Here is a 24600-nt window from a genome sequence, read left to right as displayed (position 1 = left end):
CCGAAGTCACCGCGCAACGGTCGCTCGTCTCAACCTGGTGCACCGCGCCCGGTCCACCGGCCTGCCAGCCTTGCCGCTCGCCGCACGATCCGGGAAAACCGGCTTCGCGGCGACCGGATGGCATCGAGCGGATCATGGTCGAGCGTCGCCGCCTCGTTCCCCGCCAGCAAACGCACGAATTCTTCCTCGGAGATCGCTCGGTTGCGGTTGGCGATTCGCGACACGGGGTGCCAGGATTCCGGCCATTCCCCGGTCTCGAGAAACTCGGCCATGCCGTCCCTGCCGCCGGTGTCGATCACGGCAAAGGCGTCATCGCCATCGGGAAGCAGCGCCGCGGTCCCCATATCGGCGCCGACAAAGTTCGCGAGCGCGGCGACCCGCATCTGTTGACCGGGATTGGCTCCGGTCCCGTGCAGTATGCTGTCCTCGAACAGCACCGCCTCTCCCGGCGACAATTCGAGGTCGCGGGAATGGCGCCGTTCGACCTGCTCCGAAAACCCGTCGAAATAGTCGCCCGACCGGGAATGGCGAATATAGGGCAAGATGCGCTGGCTTCGCGGCACGAGCCTGAAGCGAGCCGCGCTTCCCTGACGGTCGGACAGCAGGACCCAGCAGGCTATCCGGCGCGCGAACGGATCGATGGTGGTCGGCCAGTGCTGGTGGATCGGCGTTGCTCCCGCCCCTCCGGGCTTGATGGCGACGCTCGCATAATGGCAGCGGGCATGGGCGAAGAGCGGAGCGAGAGACGGTACGATGGCGTCGCGCACCAGCCTCGCCGAGCGCAGGGCGAGTTCGCGATCGTCGTCGATGAGGCCGAGATACCAGTTCGACTGCGGCTGGTTCGCCTCCACACCGTGGGGATACAGCCGGGCAATCCTGCCGGCGATTGCGATCGCTGCATCGCTCGGGAGGATCCGCAACTTGACGAACCCTTCTTCGGAAAAGCGCCGTTCGAGCGCCGGGTCGCGGAACGACGGCGTGCTGTCGGTGGCGGCATCGTCCGGAGTTCCAGCCAGGTTTGCCGGTTCAGGCATCGCTCCACTCACGACGCCTCTCGAAGATGGCCGCACGACCTCGGGTCACGTCGCAAGGCCTCGCAACGGTCGTGCGCGGCGGGCGGCGCGGACCGACCTGACCAGCCGCATCATCGGACGCTCGACGAGGTGGAACGTGGCGAGCCCGCTCGCCAATCCCCCCGCCACCACCACCGCAAAGTACGCCGCGGGCGCGATCGGCACCGCCGCGCCGACCCGATCGAGGAGGATGATCGGGAAGAAATGGACGAGGTAGATCGAATAGCTCGCATCGCCGACCAGCTTGGCGGGCTTCCACAAGGGCAGTCCGCCGCTGGCGCGATCGAGGGCGACGCAAGCGATGAAGAGCGCAAGGACGAAGGGCAGGTATTGCATCCGTTGCGGCGTGAACGGTGAGTCGAGGAAATACTGCTCGGTCACCGCCATGAGGGGGAGCCAGGCAAGCATCAGCCCGAGGAAGACCAGCCCGTAATTCCACCGACGCTGCCATGCGAGACCGACCCACAAACCGAATACGAACTCGAATATCATCGGCGAGGTCCAGAAGCGGAATGGTTCGCCCCCCTCCAGCAGGATCCCCAGTGCCACCAGCACGCCGAAACCGACGGATACCACCGGAACGAGGTAGCGCCGGGGTAGAAACAGCGCGGCGGCAAACAGCGCGTAAAACATCATTTCGTAATTGAGCGTCCACCCCTGAGGAATCAGGGGGTTGAGATCGGGTTCGAACGGGCTGCTTCCGGGGATGAACAGCAGCGAGCGCACGAGAAATGCCCAATCGGCGCCGGCCATTCGTGTCGCGATCGTTCCCGGATCGAGGATCGGGAACAGGATGCCCGAATAGATCAGCACGAACGCGGCAAGCGTGAGCGTCCAGTAGAGCGGAACGATCCGCGCCAGCCGATCGCCGAAAAAGTCGAACGGCCTCGTCTCGTCCGAAGAGATGACGACCACCAGGAACCCGCTCATCAGGAAGAACAGGTCCATCGCCAGCCCGAGAAGCGAGATCGGCAACTGCGGGAGGTCCGGCAGGCCGTGGGCAACGAGCACCGCGATTGCCGCGAGGGCCCGCAGGTACTGGATGCTGAGCAGGGTGCGGTCGATCCGTTGCCATCCGACAGTGCCGATCCCTTCGACGCTCATCGCGCGCCCGTCCTCGAAACGGACTGCGTATCGGCCAGCGAACGAAGCGTAGCGGCCAGTTCGGCGGCGGGATCGGGCGGAACGCTATCGCGGATCGCCGCGGCCGCGGCCTCGCCGATCCCGCGCCACCGGTCGCGGACCGCCCAAGCCCGTTCCATCGCGGCATCGAGTCCGGCCTCGTCGAAGCCCTGCATCAGGAAGGCGGTTCGGCCGTCCGCGACGACTTCCGCACTCCCGCCGGCGGTGCTCACGATCGCGACCCGCCCTGCCATCATCGCTTCGACCAGCACCAGCGGAAGGCCTTCGGCCCGGGACGGCAGGACCAGCGCATGGTGCGACGCCCAGATTTCGCGCACGTCTGCGACATGCCCCCGGAAATGTGCCTTGTCGCAACCGAGATGCCGCGCCATTCCTTGGAGGCCGTCCCGGCATGGTCCCGCGCCGAAGAAACTGACCTCGACATCGCGCTCGCGCCACTTCGGATCTGCGAGGACGCGCAACAGGATGTCCTGGCCCTTTTCCATCGGGAAGAGCCGTCCGACGCATGCCAGCCGTGTCGTGCCCGTCTCGCCGGGCCAAGGCAGCGGTGCCTCCCGGTCGACGAGGTAGGGATTGCGCACGACCGAAGCCGATGCGAGCGCAGCGCCAACCTGCTGCTCGAGCAATCGGCGGTTGTGCTCGGACACGAAGAAGACGTGGCTGGCTCCCTCGATGAAGTCGCACACCGTGGGGCGCAGGTGATCGGGCGGCCAGTAGTGATCGGATGCCTTCTGGCAGATGAGCGCATAAGGGACCGAAAACCGCTTCAGCACGAAGTGCATGTAGAAGCCGTCCCAACTTCCCCCTTGCGACAGCACGATGAGACCGGGGCGAAAACGCCACAGGAAGAGGGTGAGCCTGAGCAGCTGCCAGCCGATCAATGCCGGGCGTGCGAACCAGGCGGCGAGGTCGCGGATCCGGTCGGGGAGGGGCCAGATGCGCGCAAGATCGACAAGCTTCACGCCCGCCTCGCGCAGTGCCTTTATCGCGGGCGCGCTCGGGTCGATCCGCGGCTTGGCGACCCGGACGGTTATGCCTTCGCCCACGAGGGCGAGGGCGGCACGCGACCATAGTTCCTCGCTGCCACCCCACGGCGTCTCGTTGCAGCTGACGAAGGCAATCCGCCTCGGCGACCGGGACGCCATCGGTTTTAGTCCTCCCAATTGACCGGCTGTATTCCCGGCGTTCCCCACCAAATCCGTTTGATTGTCTGTGCTTGTTGGCGCATTCGCCCACAACGGGAAAGTCGAAATCGTCCGTTACTCGAAATTCTGGAGGGTGCGCGAGTTGACGCAGGCAATCGGGAACGATGAGGCGGCGGGTTCGGGTAGTAGATCTCGAAATAGATCGTGGATCAGGGCGTCGGACTGGTGGGAGTACAAGCTGCTGCCGCCACTCGCGGTCGCCTATGCCACCAGCCTCTATCTTGACCGGACCCTCTACGATGCCCTTGCCCCGATCGCGCTCGTGCTGGTGTCGCTGATCCCCGGCGCGATCTATGTCAGCGTCCTCAACGACCTGACCGACCGGGGCGACGACCACCGTGCCGGCAAGCCGAACCCGCAGATCGGAAGCGGGAAGATCCTGCCGCTCGCCATCCTCGCGACCTGCGCCGCAGGCGGGGTCCTCTTCGGCTACATCTGGCGCGACAACCCCTTCATGATCGCGGTCTACGCGACCGGCTGGCTGGCCTTCTCGCTCTATTCGCTGCCCCCGATCCGGCTCAAGACCCGCGGGGCTGCGGGAGCTCTGTGCGATGCGATCGGCGCCAATACCGTCCCGGCGGTACTGGCTGCGCTCGCCTGCTTCGCGACGGCGCCCGTTGCCGAACAGACCGCGTGGCTCGCCGGGGTAGCCATCTGGTCGACCTGCTTCGGTCTGCGCGGAATCCTGTGGCATCAGATCGTCGATTTCGAGTTCGACCGGCTCGCCGGCGCGAACACGCTGGTCGCGCGCATCGGCGTCGAGGCGGCTGCCCGCTGGGCCCGTCGGGTCATCTTCCCGCTCGAACTGATGGCAATCGGCTCGTTGGCGCTGTTGGGAGGGCCGATCGCCTTGGCGGCGGGTGTCGTCGCGTTGGCGCTCTACGGCTGGCTGGTGTGGGAGCGGAACGACCGCTTCCTGATGGTGGTCAGGATCGTCGGGCACCATCCGCGCGGCACCTTGTTTCTGCACGAGTTCTACGACGTATTCCTACCGCTCGCGCTGCTCGTGACGTGCATCGCGATCGATCCCAGGAATCTGGCCGTGCTCGTCTTGCACCTGCTGCTGTTTCCGCAGCGTTGGCGGCAGGTCCTGGACGACGTGACGCGGCTGCGCGACCCGCAATACGAGAGCAGCCGCAGAAGCCGTTAGATCTGCGCCAGAAGTTCGAACCCCTGGATCACTTCGCCCGGTTGCGTATGCGGGCTCCACGGCCTGCCGGTTTCGACTTCGTATTGCGCCCAGTGCCGGTAGGTCGGCTCGAATTCGGGCATCCGCAGATAGACCAGTTGGAAGCCCAGCTCCGAGACCAGATCGAGCACGCTCGGGAGGTCGGGGACGACGAGCTTGTAGATATCGGTCAGCCGTTTCAGATCGGTGTTCTGGGCCTCGATCCGCTCCGGCCGGGCGCGGTGGTCGACGGCATAGAAATCCTTGATGTAGATCTTGCCGCCGGGCTTGAGCAGGTCTCGGGCCCCGGCAAGCACATTGCGATAGGATTCGGCGTGGCAAAGCGATTCGAGCAGCAGCACCCGGTCGAATTGTCGCCCCGGGTACAATGTCGCCAGCTGGTGAAAATCGCCTTGCCTCACGGCAACTGAACCCTTGAGTTCGGCCTTGGCGATCCGCGTGCGAGCTTCGTCGACTTGAGCCGGCGCAAGCGTGACACCCTCGATGCGGAGATCCAGATGGGTGGCGAATGCAAGCGCGGGACCGCCTACGCCGCACCCGGCATCGAGGACATCCTGTCCGTCGGCGAGCTGCGCGGCTTCGATCGTGTAGCTGACCAGCTGTTCGTCTGAATCAGGCCTGCTGCCCTGGAAGAATTCTCCGAAACCCCGGAGGTAGGCCGGGGTGTTGTGCTGGTAATAAGATTCGACATCGCGGGTCGAATGGCCGCTGGCCCGGACGCGCGCATCGCGGATGGGCGATCGTCCTCCGCCCGGAGGGACGGGCCTTACGGAGACCATCTGGGCGAGCCGAGCCATGGACCTGGTGATCAATCCGCGCAATTCCGGTGTCTCCTGTGAATTGAACCTGCAGTGACTGTGAATAGTCCCGTTTGACGCATGTGAAAGCGAGCCGCAACCAAGCGGTTGGCGCAATGCGAGGCATCCTCCTGCCTAACTTGCAATAACAGCCTTCTGGATATTATATCGATCTTCGGGCTGGTTGATTGATGGTCATCGCGTCTTGCGTGTGGGCTCCATCGGCCGGAAGGGAAGTGGGGCTTCGCGATCGATGATCTTGGTCACAGGTTCCAGCGGGTTGATCGGCCGTTCGATCGTGAAGCGCTTGGTCCGGTCTTCCATCCCGGTTCGCACATTCGATTTTCACGATAACCCTGCGGAGGACAGCCGGAGTTCGGCTGCCCTCGAACGCGCCATGCAAGGCGTGACGGGTATCATTCACCTCGCTGCGATTTCCCGGGTCGTGTGGGCGGAACAGAATCCCGTTCTGTGCCAAGCGGTCAACGTCAACCCACTGCGCGAAATCATCGATATTGCGCTGCGGATGGAGGTACGGCCGTGGCTCATCTTCGCCAGCAGCCGAGAGGTTTACGGCGAATCTCCGAGCCTGCCCGTGAGCGAGGATGCGCCGCTCAGCCCGCTCAATGTCTATGCCCGCAGCAAGGTCGCGGGGGAGCAACTCGTGCACCATGCGAGTGCTGCGGGCCTGCGCGCCAGCCTGGTCAGGTTTTCGAATGTCTATGGATGTATTCACGACCATTCCGACCGGGTTGTCCCCGCCTTCGCGCGCACCGCTGCCGAAGGAGGCGTCCTGCGGCTCGAAGGAGCCGACAACCTGTTCGACTTCACCCATATCGATGATGCGACCGACGGTCTCTACCGGTCGGTGATGGCGACCATGGCCGGCGAGGCGCTGCCCCCGATCCATTTCCTCACCGGAAGCGGCACGACGCTTCGCAGGCTGGCCGAACTTGCGATCGAATGCGCGCGCGCGCCGGTCGAAATCGTCCTCGCGCCGCCGCGGAGCTACGATGTGAGCCGCTTCGTAGGTAACCCCGAGCGCGCGATGGTCCAGCTTGGCTGGCAACCTCGAACCGGGATCGAACGCGGGATGAAGGACCTCGTGGACCGGTTCGCGATGGGCGAACTGGTGGGCGCGTCGGTCCCCTTCATCGATGGGATGACCGGAACGGCAGGCCTCGGTTCCGGGGTGAGGTAGGGCGTCGTCGATCAGGGCGAGGCGTGAAAAAGCCTCGGGAATGCGCGCGATACTATCGGCATGGCACCGAGTACGAAAAGCAGTCTCTTCAATGCCTGTTTGAAAACGTGAGTTTTGATCTCTCGGACGAATTGTTCGCGAGATGTGCGGACGAGGCCAAAGCTTTCCCGCATCAGCGGTCGGGCGGGAAAGCCGTCAGGCGACCCAAGTTCCTGTTGTGCCTGAAGCGAAGCTGCCCGGAGCCGAAGCTGGGCGATCGAAAACCGCACGGCGTAGCGCTGGCTGATTGAATCGCCATGCACACGATAGGAGACGAGCGCTTCTTCGTGGTTTGCCATCCTCGTGAGCGGAGCCATGCGGAGCCAAAGATCCCAATCTTCGCCATAACGGATGCCGGGGCGGTACCCTCCCGCGCGCTCATAAACCTCGCGTTTCATCATCACGCTCGAATGGCAAAACGGCACAAGGCGAGACATCAGTCGTCGAATTTCGGGATCATGGGTTGGACGGGTCAGTCTCGCCAGGGGCCGGCTTCGATTGTCTATCATCGTCACTTGTGAACCCATTAGACCAAGTCCGTGATCCGCTTCGAGGCGTTCCATCTGGAGCGCAAAGCGATCTGGCCTGGCCAGGTCGTCTGCGTCGAGGCGCGCAAGGTATGGGGCGGCGCTGTTGGCTATTCCCAGCCGGAGGCAGTCGGATAGCCCGGGGTCTGGAAGGAATAGCAGTCTTATCCGCTTGTCCTGCCGGGCAAACCCGGAGAGGATTTCAGCCGTCTCATCGGTGCTGCCATTGTCGACGATGACAAGCTCGAAATCGCCCATGGTCTGCCGAAGAATGCTGCGAACTGCTTCCCCCAGATAATCTGCGCCATTTTTGACGGCCAGAATGGCTGCGATGCGAGGGACAGAAACCATTTCGGTGACGAGTACTCGGGACAATTTCCAGGCCCGTTCGATGCACGTGATTGCAGGACCGTGCAAGTGCGGAAAACACGCAGAAATCCGGAGGATAATCGCCTAAGCAGCCGGGCATTGTCTAGGCAAATGCTCCCATTGGCGGTTCGCCGCTGATCGGCCAGTGGAGGGCATGCCTCGCCCCCGAAAACCGGCCAGCCCATTTCGCCATTTCAGCTCGTCGCCCGAGGTGATCCGGCTGGTGGAACAGGTTCCGAGTCATGTTCGCCGGCGACATCCGCAGGCTTTATTGGGGAACGGGATTGGTGGATCTGCGGGGCTAGAACGCCTTGCGCAGTTCGATCTCGACAATCCGTCCGATCGGGTCTCGATATGCCTTTTGGTAGGCGAGCGGGGTCACCCCGTCGTCGTCTGAAACGATCTGGCGGTCATTGCCGACGTTGATGATCGAGAGTGAGACGCGCGCACCTTTGGTAAAGCCGGACGACGGCAGGATACGGTCGAGGTCGGTGAAGGCGCGAACATTGACGGTGGCGAGGCCGCCGAAGTCGAGCCTGTCCTGCGCGCTATTTCCAGTAATCAGGCGCGAAGCCGAGCGCCATTGCGTGGCCATGCGAATTCCCTGGCCACGCGCCGATAATGCGGCGCTTGCATCGAGGATATGGCGCGGCCGTCCGCCGCCCAGGCCGATGGCGCCTCCTTCGAGCAGGTCGATCGGGGAGGCCGCATCGCTCAAAAAAACGCGATCGCGCAGCGCCAGCGTATGGGCGAGAACGAACTGCAGGCGCGTCCCCGCTCCCGGCGGAATTGCGATATAGGAATCACTTCCCGCATCATCCGCAGAGTTTGACGGGCTCGCTGTCTCGGAGCCCCCAATGGGGAGGAGAAACGAGGCACCCCATCGCAGCTCTTCTCGTTCCTGGCGCGCGAAATTCACCGGTCGGCCATCGACGGCGATCAGCAGTCCTGCTCCGTCGCGGACGAACCGATCGGCAAATGCCGTGTAGAAGGGCAGGCTCGCAGAAGAAACGAACCCGATCGTATCGCGCAACGTTTCCCCGCGATAATCGGCGAATACATTCAACCCGATCTCGGGCCAGGGCGATGCGTTGATGGCGAAGCGGCGTGTTTCGTGGGTCGCGGAGCGCAAACCGGCATTGCCGCCGCTGAGGAAGTCCACATCCACCGTCTGACCGGTCGGCAGATCGACGATCCGGATATTCGGCGTGATGGTAAGCGGGTCGCCCAGCACCTCGACCGGAACCGGAAGATTGGCGCGCTCGAACGATGCCGTAATGGAAAGCGGTGCGATCGGTTGCCAGAGTGTACCGATGGTGATCCGGTCGAGCACCCCCGCGCCTTCGACATCGCTTCGCGCATAATCGAAGCTCATGTTCAATTCGCCGAGCCCGGAAAGGACATCCTGCCGTGCGCTTGCGATGGGAATATCGACTCCGACTTCACCGCCGCGGGTCCGGCGCGACACATCGCGCAATCTCCGGCCTGCGCCGAAATCGCTGACCGAGGTTTGTGTATCGCGGCGGAACTCGAGCGCGCCGCGCACTCGTGCATCGCCTGCGGGCAGTGCGAGTAGCGGGCCGAGTGCGTTGAGCCGGACGCCGTCCGTCGCGCCGCGCGAGTTGCTGCGTCCGGTGGTGATGGCAAAAAATGCGTCGAGCGGTTCGACCGCGGGATCCACCCCGGCAGGCAGCCGGGGCCCGGCCGCGATCCCCGCCGGGGCAAAATCCGCTTCAAAGGATCTTGCGCTGCGATTGCGCTGGCCTGCCAAGCTGATCAGCCAGCGACCCACGTCGGCATTCAGCACCAAATTGCCGCTGGCGCTATCGAAGGCGAAGCTTTGTTCGAGCGGCGTGCGCGAATAGGCCCGCAGGATTTCGCCTCCCGCATCGGTAAACAGGGCATTGGCCAGTCCATTGAGACTGTCGTCGCGCGACCAGCGGCCCCGCAGGTTGAAGCTGGCGGACAGCCAAGGCGCCAAGCGGTTCGCACCGGCGAGGCTGGCTTCGATCACATGCGAATCCGGCTTGAGGGTTCGCGCTGCGGCTATGTCTGCTGTGTCGGTCAGGCCGAATATCGGAAGGTCGCGCGCAAGGGCCGGTTGGGCCAAATCGCGATCGGATTCCAGCAAGGCATCGGAATCGCGATAGCGGAGCGCGGCATTGAGCCGGTCGCGACCGGCGATCCTCGTCAATGCGATCTCGCCGCGCCCCTCTGCCCATCCCCCTTCGGTCGCGAACCTTGCACTGGAGGTGACGACGGCGCTTCGCAGCTGTTTCTTGAGGACGATATTGTACACGCGCCGATTGGGAACGCCGCCCGCCATCTGGCTGCTTCCGCGCGGAAGCACTTCGAGCGCATCGATCGCTTCGGCCGGCAGGTCCTCGATATCCTCGATCCCTGCGACGCGCTCGCCATCGACTAGGAAGACCGGGTCTTCATCGCCGTTCTGCGCCTTGATCTCGTCGAGGAATTCGCCGACGGTGGCCGAACCGTAGGATTCAACATCGCTTTCATCGAGGCTGCGCTCCGGCTTGATCCCGCGCAGAGCCGGCATGATGAAGCGGTCGGCAGTGATGACGATGCGGTTTTCCTCGCTCGACTGCTCGGCCGCCGCTTCCTGTGCAGCAAGCTCGAGCGGAAATCCCGACAGGGCAAGGATTCCGATCGCGGTGAGGCTGGTCTTCATAGGCCTTTCCGAACCAAAGAGGGCGGAGGACCGAGGTCCCCCGCCCCCCTGGAGGGCTTCCAAATTGGAGAAAGCCTCAGGAACGTCAGAGCTGCGCCGACATGCCGTTGAAGTGCACGAACAGGCCGCCGGTGGTGCCCAGTTCCTGGACTTCGGTCACGATGCCGGGATTGTTGCCGGGGCACGCGCCGCCGACGGTCGGAACCGACTGCCCGCTGGTGGTCGTCGCGCCGAAGCCCGACAGGTTGTAGCCCGTATACTGGCCGGTCTTGCGCGGATCGGAATTGATGTTCGAATTCAGGGCCGTGTTGCGGCGCAGGTTCACTTCGTGATGGATGACGTTGCCCGACTTGCCAGCCACGGTGTCCCACTCGCAGGTGGCGATATAAGCGGTTTCGGTTTCGAACGTGAAGCTGACGGCATTGGCATTGTCCTGCGCGGCCTTGTTGTTCCAACCGAAAGCGAGCTGGACGTCGCCCTTGCCGACGAAGCCGGTGCCGGTTTCGGCGTCGAAGGTAACCGCAGCAAGCGCGGCGGAAGACATGGCGAGAGCGGCGAGACCGCCGAGAATCGAAATGGTTTTCATGGGTATGCTCCTGGGTGCAAAAAAGCGTGCTGTCCCCGTGATCTTTGTGATCGATGGGATGCCCAGAAGATTACCGAACCATTTACCCTTATCCCATTCAGCGTTCGGCCAAATCGACGTTATCCTTCGACAGCGAAACAGGTCTTTTGCTGTTGAATTTCATTCTATTTCGGGCGCGGACGACGCCAGGAGCGCCAGTTCCGTGCGACTCTGCACGTTCAATTTTTCGTAGATTCGGTGAAGGTACACCTTCACCGTTCCCTCGGTCACTCCGAGCTCGGTCGCGATCGCGCGATTGCGCATCCCGCGGGCGATCAACCCGGTGACGGCGCGCTCGCGCTTGGTCAGACAAGTCAGGGGATGCTGGCCCTTCTTACCGTCGTTCATTGTATAGGACAGGGCGCGATCCATCGCCTCGCGATCGATCCAGCGCTTGCCCTGGCATACCTCCCGCAGGCAGCGCACCAGCAGGTGTTCGGCTCCTTCCTTGAGCAGGATGCCGTCGACGTTGAGCGACAGCGCCTCCACCAAGCAATGATCGGCGAGGCTTGCAGTAAGCAGAATGATTGGCCGCTGATCTCCGCGGGCGCGCATCGTTCGAAGCACGTCCATCCCGCTCATCTGCGGCATTGAGACGTCCAATACCAGGATGTCTGGGCGCACGGAGGAGAGCGCTTCAAGAACGGAGGTGCCATCGCTGGCGCGCCCCACCACTTCGAATTCGCTGTCGCGCAGGATCGATTCCACCCCCGAGAGTACGAGAGGGTGATCATCGGCAATCATTACCCGCGTCATGACAATCGCTCCATTGGCAGAGAAATACGTGTACGCGAACCCGAATTAAGCGCCACTATTTCCAAGTCCCCGTCCAGCTTTTTCACGCGCTCGGAAAGGGAAAGCGGCAAGTGCAATATGGTCTCGCCGTCCTCCGCGATCATCGCGGAATTGAAACCGCTGCCGTCCTCGAATATCGTCAGCAACAGACGGCCGGATTCCACCAGGCATTCGACCGCGATTTCCCGGGCACCGCCGTGTTTTACCGCGTTCGCTGCAGTTTCCCTCAGCATGAGTCCGATTTCGCGCTGGCAATCCGCCGAAATGGTCAAGCGCTCCGGAGAGTACCCCAGAGTGCAAGTCACGCCCTTGTTCGGTAAAGCGCCACTGCCGGAGGGTTCGCGGTTTTACCCCAAGCCGTACATGCCCGGTAAGGTTCATGCGGCAATTCAGGAGATGCTGGCGCAAGCCGACTGAAGCACACCCTGCCCCGGCGCGCGAGATGGCGGGCCGGGGTCGTGTATCAAGTCGTCAAATGGACCGAGGTCGCCGTAATCAGGGCGCGAGAACCGGAAATTTCCGATCGCCCGGCCGTGCGTGGATACCTGTCGAATTTCCACCTGAGCAGAATTGGTTCGTCAGGGCCCTCGAACTACAGGATCGCTTGGGAGTCCGTCTTGATCAACGCGTGGTCGGCAAACTGCGCCTTGCTCCAGGCACAGGCTGCCGCGGCGCCCAGTCTGATCTGGAAGTCGCTGATACGGCCTGCGATGCGCGAAGCTGTCGCCAGTTTGACCAGGCGCTCGTCTTCGTTTGCGGTACGACCGGCCCCCATCAGGGCTCGCTGATGCTCGGCATATTGGTGGTTCAGGTCCATGTCAGGCGTCCTGCTGTGGCGGGAATGCAGATGCATGGCCGCGATTATGGTGTGTCATCAGTCGATCATCGTCGCGACGAGATGTCGCAATTCGGCGGTCGGCATCGGAAGGGAACTTGTCCCTTCCCGATCGGCGCGCTGGGCGTGGATCGCGCCGTAGCGCAGCGAAAGTTTCGGGCGCGAGGCATCGCGCAGGTTCATTGCAGTCATAATTCTTGTGTCCGGCGGGTCGGTCCCGCCGCCTCTTCAAAAGTGTCAGCGCCTGAATCCGCGCTTGCGGGCACCAACGGGCGTATGCCCCGGTGTCCGTTCGCGGAAAACGATCCGGCCTTTGCTCAGATCGTATGGCGTCATTTCGACGTGTACGCGGTCTCCAACGACCGATCGGATGCGATAGCGACGCATCTTTCCTGCAGTGTAGCAGATAAGACGATGCCCATTGTCGAGGGTGACGCCGAAGCGCCCGTCGGGCAGGATCTCGTCGATCGCGCCCTCCATCGTAATGAGCTCTTCTTTCGCCAATCAAGTCATCCTTGCGTACGAAAAATCATCCGCACGGACGAATTCCGTAGCGGAGCCGGTAGGATGAAATGGAAGTGGTGCCACTGCCGCGGTTAATCGCAGGATGAGGCAATCAAAATCCGTCGCAAACGACGTTAGGCAATTTCTGTATAGCAGCGTGCAAAAAAATTACAAGGGACGCGATGGTCCTGTCAGAAGAGATGCAGCTGATTGACGATCGAGCCGGATGCGTGGCTTTAGCCAGTGGAAGCGGCCTGCATGATGAGGGCGAGATCCTCGAGAGCTTAGTGAGGAAGATGCGGGACAAGCAGGCAGCGCTTGCGGTAAAGTAAACGGAAAACCCATTTACCTTAGGGCGATGGGAGTTTTCCTACGATTTTGCCCTGGGTCCCGTTTCGATCGGTCGTGCCATTGACGAAGGGGTTCCCTGCGCCGAAGATGCCGCCGCTGATTTCAGCAACAGGAGGCGGTATGTCTGGCAGGAGAAAAGCGTTCGTTTGTGTCGACCCAGTCGAAGCATTTGCGGAACCCAAGTTCGTGCTCGAGTTCGGGGGCAAGATCTACGTCACGCAGGCGGTGTCCGAATTTGATCCGGACGATCCGGACCTGAGCGAGGATGCCCGTAGCGACATCGATCGACTGAAGGTTGTCCTGGACCGCGGCGACAAAGTGTGCGGAACCTATATCGAGCCGCCGCAGAAGATGATGAGCACGGCTCAGGCGCAAACGGATAACTGATAGGATGCCGTTCCGGGACGTTGCTCCCGGACCACCAAGCGAGCCGCGCGCGCTCGCGCCGGGCCTGTTTCTCGACCGGATCGAGGCCGAGGGATTCGAAGCCGGAGTGACGCGGCTCGCCGACCTGACCGGCCTCGACCGGATCGGTTTTCCCGTGTGGCAGGCGGTGCGCCCGTTCGGCCGCGCGCAAAGCGTCCACCAGGGCAAGCACGCGTCCAACCTGCTGGCGCGGATCGGTGCGCTGGGCGAGGCGCTCGAGAGCCATCGCGCCGAGAATGCGGTCGTCAATATCCGTGCGACACGTTGGCGCGACCTGCCTGCGTCGGCGCGCTGCCCCGATCCGCACGATTGCAACGCCGATCGCGGCATCGGCGAGGCGCACGGGGCGCTCGACTGGTGCACCGCGCGCGAATTCCGCACGGATGACGAGTTCTTCCTGCCCCACCTGTTCGTGTCGCTCGATTTCACTCTCACTGACGGTCACTGGCTCGAACGCAGCAGCGCGGGCCTGGCGCTGGGCACCTGCGAAAGCGAGGCGATCGCCACCGGCCTGCGCGAAGTGCTCGAGCGCGACGCGGTGGGCGCGTGGGAGCGCTCGTCGCCGGCCGCCAAGGCGCATGGCCGGATCGACGTCGCCTCGATCCCCTACGGCTGGTTTCATCATTGGAAGGAGCGCGCCGCGAGCGCCGATGCGACGCTGCGCGTCTTCGCCACCGAAACGATCGACGGCATGCCGGTGTGCATCGTCTGCCTGAGCGGGCCCGCGGCCTACGGGGAGGGGCAACGCGATTTTATGGGCAGCTGTGCGCACGGCGATCCCGAGCGGGCGCTGTTCGGGGCGATGGCCGAGGCGATCCAGTCGCGCCTGACGGTCATCGCGGGATCGCGCGACGACGTGATGCCTCGCCTCTACCGCTCGACCCCCGGCGGCGGGCTGCTCGGCGCGGTCGAACTCGGCGTCCCGCTTTCGTCGTTCGAGAATATCGAGCCGCGCTGTTCGGAGCCGCGCCGGGTGGCGGATCGGCTGGCGAGCCTCGGATACGACCGGATCGTCGTGGCGCGTCTCGCTCCCGAAGGCGCGATCCCGGTGGTCAAGGTCTTCGTGCCCGGCCTCGGTTCGCTCCACCGCGAACGACGGGCGCCGACATGACCGTATTCTGTTTCGCCGGACCATCGCTCTTGCCGGCGGATCGCGCGGCCTGGCCGGACATCGCCTGGCGCGATCCGGCCGAAGCGGGCGACCTTCTCGTGCTCGACGCCGGGTCCGATGATACCGTTTGCCTCGTCGACGGCTATTTCGACCATCGCCCGGCGGTTCGGCACAAGGAAATCCTTCTGCTGCTGTCACGCGGCGTGCGCGTGCTGGGCGCCGCCAGCATGGGCGCGCTGCGGGCCGCGGAAATGGAGGCGGCCGGGATGGTCGGGGTGGGGGCCATCTATCGCGCCTATGCCGCTGCGCGGCTCACCGCGGACGACGAGGTCGCGCTGGTACACGGCCCCGCGGAATGGGGCTGGCGGCCGTTGACGCTCCCGCTGGTCGATTGCCGCGCAACCGTCCACCGGGCGCTGCGCCGTGAGGCTCTCACAACCGGCGAGGCGCGTTCGATCATGACCGCCGCCCGGAGCCTCCACTATACCGAGCGCGAATGGGAATCGCTGCTTGAACAGGCCGATCTTCCCGCCGGGCGCGCCGAGCCGATCCGCCGCTGGATCGAGATCAACGCGCTTTCGCAGAAGAACCGCGATGCGATCGCCTGCCTCGAAGTGGCAGCTCGGGGAGTCGCCGTCACCGGTCATCGCCCTGCAATGGTCTGGACCAGCCTCGTCGCGGCGCTGGCACGCTCCCGCGGCCTCAATCCACGAGATCTGCAATCGCCTGCAGCTGGTCTGTCACCCAGTCGCGCCGATCCTGCTGCTGGAACGGATGATGGAACAGCGCCCAGGCGATGAACCGCTCGCGATCGGGCGGTGTATCGCCGCACCAGCGTGCCGCCACCATCGCGTGCAGCTTGCGGGCGAGGGTCGCGGTCTCGCTTGCGCCCGCGGCCGAAGCGGCAAGGACGCGGTAGAGCTCGCTCGAGATGGTCGGGCGCGCGACGCGTCGCAGGCAATCCTCGGCCTTGTCGTATTCGCCCAGCAACAGGTGCAGCAAGCCCGCTTCCTCGTGCGGCGCCTCGGTGATGAAGGGAGTCAGGCTTTCGCACTTGTCGAGCAGTTCGACCGCCCGGTCGAGGTCTCCGATGAACATCCACCCGGTCCCGATCTGGAGCAGCCGCTTGCGATGGTAGGGATTGAGATCGTACGCCTGCCGCAAATGTTCGCTCGCCTGCGCGGCCTCGCCGGCCCAGAGATAACACCACGCCATGACGGTGTGGAGGAAGGGTTCGGTGGGGTCGATCAGCACCGCCCGCCGCGCCAGCTCCGCGGCGCGGCCCCGGTGGGCGGGGGTCGTCGAGCCGAGGCCGCTATACCCGAAATCGGTATTCAGCAGGAGGATGAGCGGGGCATAGGCGCGCGCGAAACCGGGATGGCTCTCGATCAGTTCTTCCCACCTCCGCGCAACCTCCTGCATCGCCTCGAGGCCGCTTGCCGTGCGCATTGCCTTGGTGTTCTGGAGATAGCGACCATAGGCATCGGTGGGTATCGCAGGCAGGTGGCGTGTCAGGTCGTCGGTCAGGCGCGGGAGCACCGCGGAGACGATGACTCGAACCAGCTTCTCGATATCGGCCTCGGGTTGCTCGGGATCGACCTGGGCGCGATCCGACCAGATGATCTCGCCGTTTTCCATTCTCACCAGCCTGGCGAATACCCCGAGCGGGCCGACGCCGCGGAACAGCCGGATCTCGAGGCGGTAGTCCCGTTTCCCCGTCGGTTGCGCGGCGTCGTCGGTATTCTCGGCGACCGAGCCCGAGACCAGCCGGAAATCGCTGAAGCGGGATAGCGCGTGGAGGATTTCCTCGCGGATCACCTCGTCGAGCCATGAGCCCCCCTGCGCGGAGTCGTGTCGCAGCGCGGGAACATGCAGCAGCGGCGGATAGGATTGCGGTTCGGAGCGATCGGACGATCCCGGGCGGGCTGCGGACGCCTTCGGGCGGGCCGGCTCGCTCTCGGCCACGGCCTGCGCGACCAGCCGGTATCCGCGGCCGTAGACGCTTTCGATATAGCGCGGATTCTTCGGATCGTCGCCGAGCGCACGGCGCAGTTCCTTGACCGCCGAGGTCAGCGCCGATTCCGATACCGCCATCCCGTCCCAGACCGAGCTGAACAGCTCGTCCTTGGTCACGAGACCGCCATCCTGCTCGACCAGTCTCAGCAGCACCTGGAACGCCTTGTTCCCGAGCTTCACGTGCCCGGCGGGACCCCACACCCGTTCGTCCTGCGGGTCGAGCGTGAACTCGCCCAGTCGGAAATGCGATGCCGGGCCTGCTTTAGCATCCAAGGAAGTGGGCCTCCTGCATGTGCCGCGCGACTCCGTCGACCTTCCCGAAGGAAGATATTGCAGAGGTGTCCCATTGAATTATCACGAAATCGTCAACCCCGGCAAACTTCGCCCGAATCTGGAAAGATTATGGGCCAGATTCTTTCCAGCGCCTCCTCAGGATGTCCGGCGCGACCGCTCCTAGACAGGGGACATCGGCAATCGTGCCGAACCCGTCCAGGAGACCTGCAATGAAAAATACGATCACCCTGCTCACCGCCGTGCTGATGACGATGGCCGTTTTCAGCGGCACCGTCGGGATCATGAACTACGCCGTGACCGACGGAACGTACGAAGCGCGGCTGGCGTGACGGCGGCAACGCCGGTGCCGGAGGGCACAGGATGGCTCGACAGCGATGTCGGGCCATCCTTTTTTGTGTGCCTGCCCGGCTCACGGCGAGCGGCCCCCGTGACCGGTGACCATCTTCGCCGCTTCCCACGCACCGCGCTCTGCGCGAGCTAGAACCCTACGGCGAAGCCCACCTGCGCTGTAACCCGGTCGTCACCCGTATTGCCCGCGATGCCCGCACCGACAGCGAAGCTGTCGTTCACCCGGCCAAGGACGCTCGCGGAGTATCCCTGTTCGCCGCCGTGAGTGGCTATGTTCCCGGCAAGCGTAAAGCGCTTGTCGGGCAAGGCGATGGCGCTTCCGAGGGCAGCGGCGGCAGCAATGCCCCCCATGGCGGAGCGATCGAGTTCTTCAATCCGAAGACCCATTGCATCGACCCGTCCGCCGAGAGCGACGACATCGCTCGACAGGGCCTGAAACTGTGCCTCGGAAACTGCGGCAATATAATCGACATTGGCCCGCACGGCCGCGACGGAGGCTGCGCTCGCCGCCTGTTGCCGTCCGAGCACGCCGTTGGCATCGACCGTAACAATATCCACCGGTCCGCTCTGCGCCTCTGTGCTCGCATCGATGTCACCAATGCGCACGGCGCTGTTATCTCCTCCGATCGCAACCTGATTGCTGGCGGTCGTGACCGCCGCGAATCCGATTGCTGTCGACCGCGTGTGATCGGACGTCGCCGTATGTCCGATAGCGGTAGCGCTTTCGGCGCGGGCAAGAGCAGCCTTGCCGAGAGCGGTGGCGTTTTCACCGGTCGCCTGGGCTCCGTTGCCCACCGCCGTAGCCTGGAATGCGGGCGCGTAGGATGAATAACCCAGTGCGGTGGCATAGTTCCCACGGGCCTGGGCAAAGGCGCCGAAAGCCAGGGTCCCTACTCCGGACGCTCCAGAACCCGCCCCTGCGGCGGTAGATTGGACCCCGTCAGCCGCAGCTCCATAGCCAAACGCCGTCGTGCGCAGGCCCGAGGCCGAAGTGTTGCTGCCAATGGCAAGGCTCTCCGTGCCAGAAGCGTCCGCCGTTTCCGCTCCGGTCGATGCGAAATAGGACAGCTCGGTCGCGTTGCTACTGGCGGTGGTCGCAATGGCATTCAACTGGCCGACCGTCGCGGCATCGGTGGCGGCTGTTCCGTCGGCGACATTGGTGATCCGTCGCTCGCTACCGGAAGAGCCGACGCTCACCGTGTCCTCTTCATCCGCAACCGAGTAGGAGCCGAGTGCGACCGCATTACGAGCGGTCGCTTCCGCACTCCGACCTATGGCAAGCGCTGCAAATTGGTTGGCAACACTACCTGTGCCGAACGCGTGGGCACCCGTTCCGGATGCCTCCGAACTGACACCCAATGCCATCGAATAGGTTTCCGATGCGGAGGCGCTCAAGCCGAGCGCGGTGCTGGATTCGCCAATTGCCTGCGCATAGGCTCCGACCGCCGTAGAGGATGCGGCGGTAGCTTCTGAAAGCGCCCCAAGAGCAACCGATTGCCGCCCATCGGCATTGGACACGAAGCCCATAGCAGTCGCGTATATGCCGGTGTTGGCCGCAGCGCGGGACCCGATGGCGGTATTTCCTACGGCCAATGCCGTGGTCCGGTCGCCTACAGCGGTTGCGCTACTGGCGCTCGCCGTCGCATCGTATCCTAGGCCCGTTGCGTAATCGGCCGTGGCTGCGGAGCTTGTGCCCACGGCGAGCGAATAGCTCCCATCAGCGCTTGCGTAGGCACCTACCGCAGTCGCCTCAACACCGGTATCTGCGCCAGCGTTGAAGCCGATGGCAATATTCTGGTCGGCCAATGCGCTTGACCCCATCCCAAGGGCGATTGTCCCATTGGCAGTAGCCAGTGCACCCTTACTGATAGCGGTTGCCCCGGTTCCGCTCGCCGTGGCTTCTGAACCGATGGCGGTCGCATCTTGGCTGTTCGCGCTGGCATTTGCACCCAGGGCAGTCGCATCGGTCCCTGCCGCTGCGCCGTAGCCGAGGGCGATACCCGCGACACCGTAAGTTGCCGTATCGGCACCGATCGCGATCGATCTGATATATCCCGCTTGCGCGCCGTCCGCATCGGCATCGTCTCCATCGCCACCTATGGCAATCGCAGCCGTCTGGTTGGCGCTCGACTGAGCCCCGATCGAAACAGCGGTTTGACCAGCCTGAGCGTCGGCGCCGACCGCGACCGCGCCGATCCCGCTGACATCAGCGGACTGCCCAATTGCGGTCGAGCCGGTATAATCCGCCCAGGCATTCTGACCGACCGCAGTCGCGCTGTCCGCCGTGGCCTGCGCGTTGTGTCCTACGGCAGATGAATCCGAACCGGTCGCATCGGACAGGCGGCCGATCGAGATCGAGCGCGCCCCCGAAGCATTGGAAGCACTACCGAATGCGCTGGCGAAGCTGCCGGTTGCTTCCGCCCCTACGCCGCAGGCGGTGGAGCTGTCGTCATCATTGGAATTCGCGCCCCCGTCATTGTCGGTAGCCCCTGCATCAACATTGCCGTCATTGTCACGATCCAACAGGCAGTCGTCAGCCCGGACATTTGCGGGAACCAATGCTGCACATGTAGCGAAAGCGATCGTTGCTGAACTCAGGAATAGTGAAAAGCGCATCATTTCTCCTTCTTCAAAGCAAATTAAACGGCGCATCTTGGAAGCCGGATCTCGTCGAAAGCCCCCCAAATCGGACCGATGTGAAGAGGGTTAACAGTTTATTATTTTGATTCCGACCCGGGTCACTGTTTTGTCGACGGCTGACCAAAACGATGCTTTTTCAAGGCGCTGGTGCCTGCCTTCGGCAGGGCGATGCTGCCCAAACTCGTCCGACGTTTAACGTAGCAGATCTGCCATCGGATCATTCCGCGAGATATCCGAACCAGGCCCTCGCGCTGTGATTTGACGCTGCGTGAACTGTTGCTAGGACGGCGCGCAATGGGCGGCGGGGCCGGAGGGGCCGCGCCGAGGGACGAGGGAATTTTCACGTGATCCAAAGCGACGTCATCATTTTCGGCATCCTCGCCGGCATCCTCGGGGTGCTGTTTCTCCTGCGCGAGCGCGGCGGGGTGTGGAGCCGGGTCTTCACCTTCGTCCCGATCATCCTGCTCGCCTATTTGATCCCCTCGCTGCTGGTCAGCTTCGGCTTCATGGACGTGTCGGAAAGCAATCTCTGGCCGATCGCGAAGGATTATTTCCTCACCGCGGCGCTGATCCTCCTGACACTCAGCATCGACATCAAGGGGATCATCGGATTGGGCCCCAAGGCACTGATCATGTTCTTCACCGCCACGATCGGGATCGTGATCGGCGGCCCGATCGCGTTGTGGATCGTCGCGCAGTTCGCGCCCGAAATCCTCGGTACCGGCGGATCGGACGCGCCGTGGCGCGGCTTCGCGACCCTCGCGGGAAGCTGGATCGGCGGCGGTGCGAACCAGACCGCGATGCTCGAAGTCTATGGCTACGATATCGAGCAATACGGCGCGATGGTCGCGGTCGATATCGTTGTCGCCAATATCTGGATGGCGTTCCTGCTCTATGGCGCGGGCATGCACGAGCGGGTCGATCGCTGGCTCGGCGCAGACAGCTCCTCGGTCTCGCGCCTGCGCGACACGATGGCCGCCTTCACCGAGAAGGTGGCGCGCGTGCCCAGCGCCAACGACATGATCATGCTGGCGGGCTTCACCTTCGCCGCGGTCGGCTTCTGCCACTGGAGCGCGGGCTGGATGTCGTATTGGTTCACCGGCATGCTCGGCCCCGAAGCAGTGCTGGCGGACCGCTTCTTCTGGGTCGTCGTGATGGCGACCACGATCGGCCTCGCCTGTTCGTTCACTCCCGCGCGCCAGCTCGAAGGCGTCGGCGCATCTAAGATCGGCACCGTATTCATCTTCCTGCTGGTCGCGGTGATCGGGACCAAGATGGACATCTTCCAGCTTGGCGACGCGCCGCTGTTCATGGCGGTCGGCCTGATCTGGATGACCTTCCATTCGGCACTGCTGCTGACCGTCGCCAAGATCGTGAAGGCGCCATTCTTCTTCGTCGCGGTGGGAAGCAAGGCGAATGTCGGCGGCGCGGCGAGCGCCCCGGTGGTCGCCGGCGCGTTCCATCCCGCGCTCGCCCCGGTCGGCGTGCTGTTGGCGGTGCTCGGCTATGCGCTCGGCACTTACGGTGCGATCCTGTGCGCGGAGATGATGCGCGCGGTCAGCGGGGGCTGAGGCCTAGTCCACGCTGTCGAGGCATGCCTTGAAGTCGCGCGCGACCTCACGGCACATCTCGGCGCATTTGCTGCAGTGCGGATTGTCATGCCGGACGCATTCGGCGGCGCAGGCTTCGCAGGCTGCGATGCACGCCTGTATCTGCGCGCGCAGAACCTCGACATTCTGCGCCGTGCGACGGATCCCGAGGCGCGCGGTGGCGGTGCAGACATCGGCGCAATCGAGACAGTTCCGGATGCATTGCGCCATGTCCATGTCCTCGACAACGCAGGCCTCGGCACACGAGGTGCAGAACTGCGCGCACAGGTTCGCGTGGCGGCTGGCTTCGACCAGCGCTTCGTTGAGCGTGGCATCGGTCACCTGCGGGTGGCGCGAGATCATTTCTTGTAGCGACATGGATTATCCTCTCTTTTTCGTGGGTTGCCCTACGAACGGAGAGGGGGAACGGTCGTTCCGTCAGAGTGCGGCGATTGCGGCGAGGGCACGCTCCGCCCAGTCGGGATGAGCGAACAGCAGGTCGGGCACCAGCGTGTCGGCGCGGTTGTAGCGGAACGGAGTGCCGTCGATCCGCGAACAGTGCAGCCCGCTCGCCAGCGCGACCGCGGCGGGGGCGCAATTGTCCCATTCGTGCTGCCCGCCCGAATGGTAATAGATATCCGCGTCGCCGCGCAGCACCGCCATCGCCTTGTAGCCGGCCGAGCCCATCCTGATCAGCTCGCCGCCCAGCGCCGCGGCCAGCGCATCGGCCTCTACCGGAGTGCGCGATCCGCTGACGAGGATGCGCGGCTTTCGCTGCGCGCTGCCGAGGGCCGACGGCCGGTCCGAGCGCCAGGTCTCCTGCCGCGTGGGGAGCGCGACCGCGCCGTGCGTCGGCACGCCGTCCTCGACAAGCGCGACGTGGACCGACCATTCGCGGCGGCCTTCGCTGTAGCTGCGGGTGCCGTCGAGCGGGTCGATCACCCACACGCGCTGCGCGCAATGGCGATCGCCGACATCGGCCGATTCCTCGGACAGGATGCAGTCGCCGGGGCGCGCCGCGCGCAGCCGTTCGAGGATCAGCGCATCGGCGCGGGCGTCGCCGACATCGCCCAGCTCGCGGCCCTCGAATCGGCCCGAGCGCTGCAGCTCGAGCAGCAGTTCTCCCGCATGGGTGGCGATCTCTGCGGCCAGGGCGGCATCGGTGGCGGCGTGGTCGGTCATCGGGTCGATCCATCCACGAAGGTGCGCCGCGCTGCAAGGCTTGCGGGGCGGGAACCGGCGCGTTCGGAACCCTTGGCGGTCTCCACCCTTGATTAAACGAGTTCTCGCGCGCATCGCGCGGCCAACAGATTCTCGAGAGGAAATCACATGCGCAACATCGATCATTTCATCGTCGGCGGCCCCGCTAGCCCCACGGGTCGCACTCACAAGGTCTGGAACCCGTCGACCGGCGAGGTCCAGGCCGAAGTCCCGCTCGGCGACGCCGCGCTGCTCGATCGCGCGGTCGCCAAGGCCAAGGAAGTGCAGCCCGGCTGGGCCGCGACCAACCCGCAGAAGCGCGCGCGCGTGTTCTTCAAGTACAAGGAGCTGATCGAGGCCAACATGCAGGAGCTCGCCGAGCTGCTGTCGTCCGAGCACGGCAAGGTGGTCGACGACGCCAAGGGCGACGTCCAGCGCGGGCTCGAGGTGATCGAATATTGCGCGGGCCTGCCGCAGTTCTCGAAGGGCGAATACACCCAAGGGGCGGGCACCGGGATCGACGTCTATTCGATGCGCCAGCCGCTCGGCATCGGCGCGGGCATCACCCCGTTCAACTTCCCCGCGATGATCCCGATGTGGATGTTCGGCATGGCGATCGCGGCGGGCAACGCCTTCATCTTGAAGCCGTCCGAGCGCGATCCGAGCGTCCCGGTGCGCCTTGCAGAGCTGTTCGTCGAAGCCGGCGCGCCCGAAGGGCTGCTGCAGGTGGTCCATGGCGACAAGGAAATGGTCGACGCGATCCTCGACCACGAGGACATTGCGGGCGTCAGCTTCGTCGGTTCTTCCGACATCGCGCACTACGTCTACAAGCGCGGCGTTGCTGCCGGGAAGCGGGTGCAGGCGATGGGCGGTGCGAAGAACCACGGCATCGTCATGCCCGACGCCGATCTCGACCAGGTGGTGAACGATCTTGCCGGTGCCGCCTTCGGCTCGGCGGGCGAACGCTGCATGGCGCTGCCGGTCGTCGTCCCGGTGGGCGAGGACACCGCCGAGCGCCTCCGGGAAAAGCTGATCCCCGCGATCAACGCGCTGCGTGTCGGCGTATCGAACGATCCCGACGCGCATTACGGCCCGGTGGTCACGCCCGAGCACAAGGCGCGGATCGAGCAGTGGATCGACACCGCCGAAAAGGAAGGCGCGGAAGTCGTGGTCGACGGGCGCGGTTTCTCGCTCCAGGGCCACGAGGACGGCTTCTTCGTCGGCCCGACGCTGCTCGACCGCGTCACCACCGACATGGAAAGCTACAAGGAAGAGATCTTCGGTCCCGTCCTCCAGATCGTCCGTGCGAAGGATTTCGAGCACGCGGTCAAGCTGCCGAGCGACCACCAGTACGGCAACGGCGTCGCGATCTTCACCCGCAACGGCCACGCCGCGCGCGAATTCGCGCAGCGGGTCAATGTCGGCATGGTCGGCATCAACGTGCCGATCCCGGTGCCGGTGAGCTACCACACCTTCGGCGGCTGGAAGCGCTCGGCCTTCGGCGACACCAACCAGTACGGCACCGAGGGTTTCAAGTTCTGGACCAAGGTCAAGACCGTGACCCAGCGCTGGCCCGATGGCGGCGGCGACGGTTCGAACGCCTTCGTCATCCCGACGATGGGTTGATACGGGGA

Annotated in this window: 23 protein-coding genes; 7 read left to right on the top strand and 16 right to left on the bottom strand. The window is 64.2% G+C overall.

The features are described 5' to 3' along the window. Nucleotides 1-29 precede the first annotated feature (29 nt). From T8S45_RS06950 to T8S45_RS06940, 3 genes are read right to left on the bottom strand one after another with little or no spacing between them, the layout of a single operon-like run. A complete protein-coding gene (locus T8S45_RS06950; RefSeq protein ID WP_322295163.1) occupies nucleotides 30-1034 on the bottom strand; it encodes a phytanoyl-CoA dioxygenase family protein in 1005 nt (334 codons plus the stop codon). 45 nt (nucleotides 1035-1079) lie between these two features. Beyond that, nucleotides 1080-2177 (bottom strand): acyltransferase family protein, encoded by a 1098-nt coding sequence (locus T8S45_RS06945; protein WP_322295162.1) that lies wholly within the window; start codon nucleotides 2175-2177, stop codon nucleotides 1080-1082. Then, nucleotides 2174-3361: a glycosyltransferase family 4 protein gene (locus T8S45_RS06940; protein WP_322295161.1), complete on the bottom strand. Its 1188-nt coding sequence runs from the start codon at nucleotides 3359-3361 to the stop codon at nucleotides 2174-2176. The genes T8S45_RS06945 and T8S45_RS06940 overlap by 4 nt, the downstream gene beginning before the upstream one ends. A 142-nt stretch (nucleotides 3362-3503) precedes the next feature. Between T8S45_RS06940 and T8S45_RS06935 the strand changes: the two genes are divergently transcribed. Next, entirely contained in the window at nucleotides 3504-4571 is a 1068-nt protein-coding gene (locus tag T8S45_RS06935) for a UbiA family prenyltransferase (RefSeq protein ID WP_322295160.1), read from the top strand. Here the strand turns inward: T8S45_RS06935 and T8S45_RS06930 are convergent. Further along, nucleotides 4568-5407, bottom strand: a complete 840-nt coding sequence (locus T8S45_RS06930; protein WP_322295159.1) for an SAM-dependent methyltransferase — start codon at nucleotides 5405-5407, stop codon at nucleotides 4568-4570. The genes T8S45_RS06935 and T8S45_RS06930 overlap by 4 nt on opposite strands. A 253-nt stretch (nucleotides 5408-5660) precedes the next feature. Between T8S45_RS06930 and T8S45_RS06925 the strand changes: the two genes are divergently transcribed. Continuing rightward, nucleotides 5661-6608, top strand: coding sequence for an NAD-dependent epimerase/dehydratase family protein (locus tag T8S45_RS06925; protein ID WP_229658137.1), 948 nt, complete (start codon nucleotides 5661-5663; stop codon nucleotides 6606-6608). Nucleotides 6609-6619: 11 nt separating this feature from the next. Here T8S45_RS06925 and T8S45_RS06920 read toward each other — a convergent pair whose 3' ends face one another. The 8 genes from T8S45_RS06920 to infA all read right to left on the bottom strand — a co-directional run bounded on the left by T8S45_RS06920 (nucleotide 6620) and on the right by infA (nucleotide 12991). Beyond that, complete coding sequence (locus T8S45_RS06920) at nucleotides 6620-7549, bottom strand: glycosyltransferase family 2 protein (RefSeq protein ID WP_322295158.1); 930 nt, start codon at nucleotides 7547-7549, stop codon at nucleotides 6620-6622. Between the two features lie 295 nt (nucleotides 7550-7844). Then, nucleotides 7845-10232, bottom strand: a complete 2388-nt coding sequence (locus tag T8S45_RS06915) for a hypothetical protein (RefSeq protein WP_322295157.1) — start codon at nucleotides 10230-10232, stop codon at nucleotides 7845-7847. Nucleotides 10233-10317: 85 nt separating this feature from the next. After that, nucleotides 10318-10818, bottom strand: a complete 501-nt coding sequence (locus T8S45_RS06910) for a hypothetical protein (protein WP_322295156.1) — start codon at nucleotides 10816-10818, stop codon at nucleotides 10318-10320. 159 nt (nucleotides 10819-10977) lie between these two features. Then, nucleotides 10978-11613 carry a response regulator gene (locus tag T8S45_RS06905; RefSeq protein WP_322295155.1) on the bottom strand — a complete coding sequence of 212 codons (636 nt, stop codon included), beginning with the start codon at nucleotides 11611-11613 and terminating at the stop codon, nucleotides 10978-10980. Next, the gene (locus tag T8S45_RS06900) at nucleotides 11610-11924 is read right to left on the bottom strand and encodes an ATP-binding protein (protein WP_322295154.1); all 315 of its coding nucleotides are present in this window, start codon (nucleotides 11922-11924) and stop codon (nucleotides 11610-11612) included. The genes T8S45_RS06905 and T8S45_RS06900 overlap by 4 nt, the downstream gene beginning before the upstream one ends. 320 nt (nucleotides 11925-12244) lie before the next feature. After that, nucleotides 12245-12469, bottom strand: coding sequence for a hypothetical protein (locus T8S45_RS06895; protein ID WP_322295153.1), 225 nt, complete (start codon nucleotides 12467-12469; stop codon nucleotides 12245-12247). A 57-nt stretch (nucleotides 12470-12526) separates the two neighbouring features. Continuing rightward, entirely contained in the window at nucleotides 12527-12679 is a 153-nt protein-coding gene (locus T8S45_RS06890) for a hypothetical protein (protein WP_322295152.1), read from the bottom strand. A gap of 45 nt (nucleotides 12680-12724) precedes the next feature. Continuing rightward, the gene (infA, locus tag T8S45_RS06885) at nucleotides 12725-12991 is read right to left on the bottom strand and encodes a translation initiation factor IF-1 (protein WP_322295151.1); all 267 of its coding nucleotides are present in this window, start codon (nucleotides 12989-12991) and stop codon (nucleotides 12725-12727) included. A 411-nt stretch (nucleotides 12992-13402) separates the two neighbouring features. Between infA and T8S45_RS06880 the strand changes: the two genes are divergently transcribed. The 3 genes from T8S45_RS06880 to T8S45_RS06870 are packed head-to-tail and all read left to right on the top strand — an operon-like array spanning nucleotide 13403 to nucleotide 15679. Beyond that, nucleotides 13403-13729: a hypothetical protein gene (locus T8S45_RS06880; RefSeq protein ID WP_322295150.1), complete on the top strand. Its 327-nt coding sequence runs from the start codon at nucleotides 13403-13405 to the stop codon at nucleotides 13727-13729. Between the two features lie 4 nt (nucleotides 13730-13733). Further along, nucleotides 13734-14879, top strand: coding sequence for a YcaO-like family protein (locus tag T8S45_RS06875; protein WP_322295149.1), 1146 nt, complete (start codon nucleotides 13734-13736; stop codon nucleotides 14877-14879). Further along, nucleotides 14876-15679 carry a TfuA-like protein gene (locus tag T8S45_RS06870; protein WP_322295148.1) on the top strand — a complete coding sequence of 268 codons (804 nt, stop codon included), beginning with the start codon at nucleotides 14876-14878 and terminating at the stop codon, nucleotides 15677-15679. The genes T8S45_RS06875 and T8S45_RS06870 overlap by 4 nt, the downstream gene beginning before the upstream one ends. On the opposite strand, the gene T8S45_RS06865 is transcribed toward T8S45_RS06870, so the two are convergent. Further along, a complete protein-coding gene (locus T8S45_RS06865) occupies nucleotides 15582-17168 on the bottom strand; it encodes a winged helix-turn-helix domain-containing protein (RefSeq protein WP_322295147.1) in 1587 nt (528 codons plus the stop codon). The genes T8S45_RS06870 and T8S45_RS06865 overlap by 98 nt on opposite strands. Nucleotides 17169-17666: 498 nt before the next feature. Further along, on the bottom strand, nucleotides 17667-20189 hold the full coding sequence (locus T8S45_RS06860) for a hypothetical protein (RefSeq protein WP_322295146.1): 2523 nt from the start codon (nucleotides 20187-20189) through the stop codon (nucleotides 17667-17669). A 332-nt stretch (nucleotides 20190-20521) separates the two neighbouring features. Between T8S45_RS06860 and T8S45_RS06855 the strand changes: the two genes are divergently transcribed. Continuing rightward, complete coding sequence (locus tag T8S45_RS06855) at nucleotides 20522-21748, top strand: DUF819 family protein (RefSeq protein ID WP_188642210.1); 1227 nt, start codon at nucleotides 20522-20524, stop codon at nucleotides 21746-21748. A 3-nt stretch (nucleotides 21749-21751) separates the two neighbouring features. On the opposite strand, the gene T8S45_RS06850 is transcribed toward T8S45_RS06855, so the two are convergent. Further along, complete coding sequence (locus T8S45_RS06850; RefSeq protein ID WP_322295145.1) at nucleotides 21752-22144, bottom strand: four-helix bundle copper-binding protein; 393 nt, start codon at nucleotides 22142-22144, stop codon at nucleotides 21752-21754. 60 nt (nucleotides 22145-22204) lie between these two features. Beyond that, complete coding sequence (locus T8S45_RS06845) at nucleotides 22205-22948, bottom strand: 3'(2'),5'-bisphosphate nucleotidase CysQ (protein ID WP_322295144.1); 744 nt, start codon at nucleotides 22946-22948, stop codon at nucleotides 22205-22207. A gap of 147 nt (nucleotides 22949-23095) precedes the next feature. On the opposite strand from T8S45_RS06845, the gene T8S45_RS06840 reads away from it, so the two are divergent. Then, a complete protein-coding gene (locus T8S45_RS06840) occupies nucleotides 23096-24592 on the top strand; it encodes a CoA-acylating methylmalonate-semialdehyde dehydrogenase (protein WP_322295143.1) in 1497 nt (498 codons plus the stop codon). Nucleotides 24593-24600 lie beyond the last annotated feature (8 nt).

Source organism: Pseudoblastomonas marina (genome assembly GCF_034374265.1).
GTDB classification, from domain to species: domain Bacteria; phylum Pseudomonadota; class Alphaproteobacteria; order Sphingomonadales; family Sphingomonadaceae; genus Alteriqipengyuania_A; species Alteriqipengyuania_A marina.
The sequence above is the reverse complement of the archived record's forward strand: the minus strand, read 5'-3'. Positions and strand labels throughout refer to the sequence as shown.

Coding starts and splice junctions, on each gene's coding strand:
- T8S45_RS06950 (WP_322295163.1), bottom strand. CDS start 1,034: ATGCCTGAACCGGCAAACCTGGCTGGAACTCCGGACGATGCCGCCACC.
- T8S45_RS06945 (WP_322295162.1), bottom strand. CDS start 2,177: ATGAGCGTCGAAGGGATCGGCACTGTCGGATGGCAACGGATCGACCGC.
- T8S45_RS06940 (WP_322295161.1), bottom strand. CDS start 3,361: ATGGCGTCCCGGTCGCCGAGGCGGATTGCCTTCGTCAGCTGCAACGAG.
- T8S45_RS06930 (WP_322295159.1), bottom strand. CDS start 5,407: ATGGCTCGGCTCGCCCAGATGGTCTCCGTAAGGCCCGTCCCTCCGGGC.
- T8S45_RS06925 (WP_229658137.1), top strand. CDS start 5,661: ATGATCTTGGTCACAGGTTCCAGCGGGTTGATCGGCCGTTCGATCGTG.
- T8S45_RS06915 (WP_322295157.1), bottom strand. CDS start 10,232: ATGAAGACCAGCCTCACCGCGATCGGAATCCTTGCCCTGTCGGGATTT.
- T8S45_RS06910 (WP_322295156.1), bottom strand. CDS start 10,818: ATGAAAACCATTTCGATTCTCGGCGGTCTCGCCGCTCTCGCCATGTCT.
- T8S45_RS06905 (WP_322295155.1), bottom strand. CDS start 11,613: ATGACGCGGGTAATGATTGCCGATGATCACCCTCTCGTACTCTCGGGG.
- T8S45_RS06895 (WP_322295153.1), bottom strand. CDS start 12,469: ATGGACCTGAACCACCAATATGCCGAGCATCAGCGAGCCCTGATGGGG.
- T8S45_RS06890 (WP_322295152.1), bottom strand. CDS start 12,679: ATGACTGCAATGAACCTGCGCGATGCCTCGCGCCCGAAACTTTCGCTG.
- T8S45_RS06875 (WP_322295149.1), top strand. CDS start 13,734: ATGCCGTTCCGGGACGTTGCTCCCGGACCACCAAGCGAGCCGCGCGCG.
- T8S45_RS06870 (WP_322295148.1), top strand. CDS start 14,876: ATGACCGTATTCTGTTTCGCCGGACCATCGCTCTTGCCGGCGGATCGC.
- T8S45_RS06860 (WP_322295146.1), bottom strand. CDS start 20,189: ATGCGCCGTTTAATTTGCTTTGAAGAAGGAGAAATGATGCGCTTTTCA.
- T8S45_RS06850 (WP_322295145.1), bottom strand. CDS start 22,144: ATGTCGCTACAAGAAATGATCTCGCGCCACCCGCAGGTGACCGATGCC.
- T8S45_RS06845 (WP_322295144.1), bottom strand. CDS start 22,948: ATGACCGACCACGCCGCCACCGATGCCGCCCTGGCCGCAGAGATCGCC.
- T8S45_RS06840 (WP_322295143.1), top strand. CDS start 23,096: ATGCGCAACATCGATCATTTCATCGTCGGCGGCCCCGCTAGCCCCACG.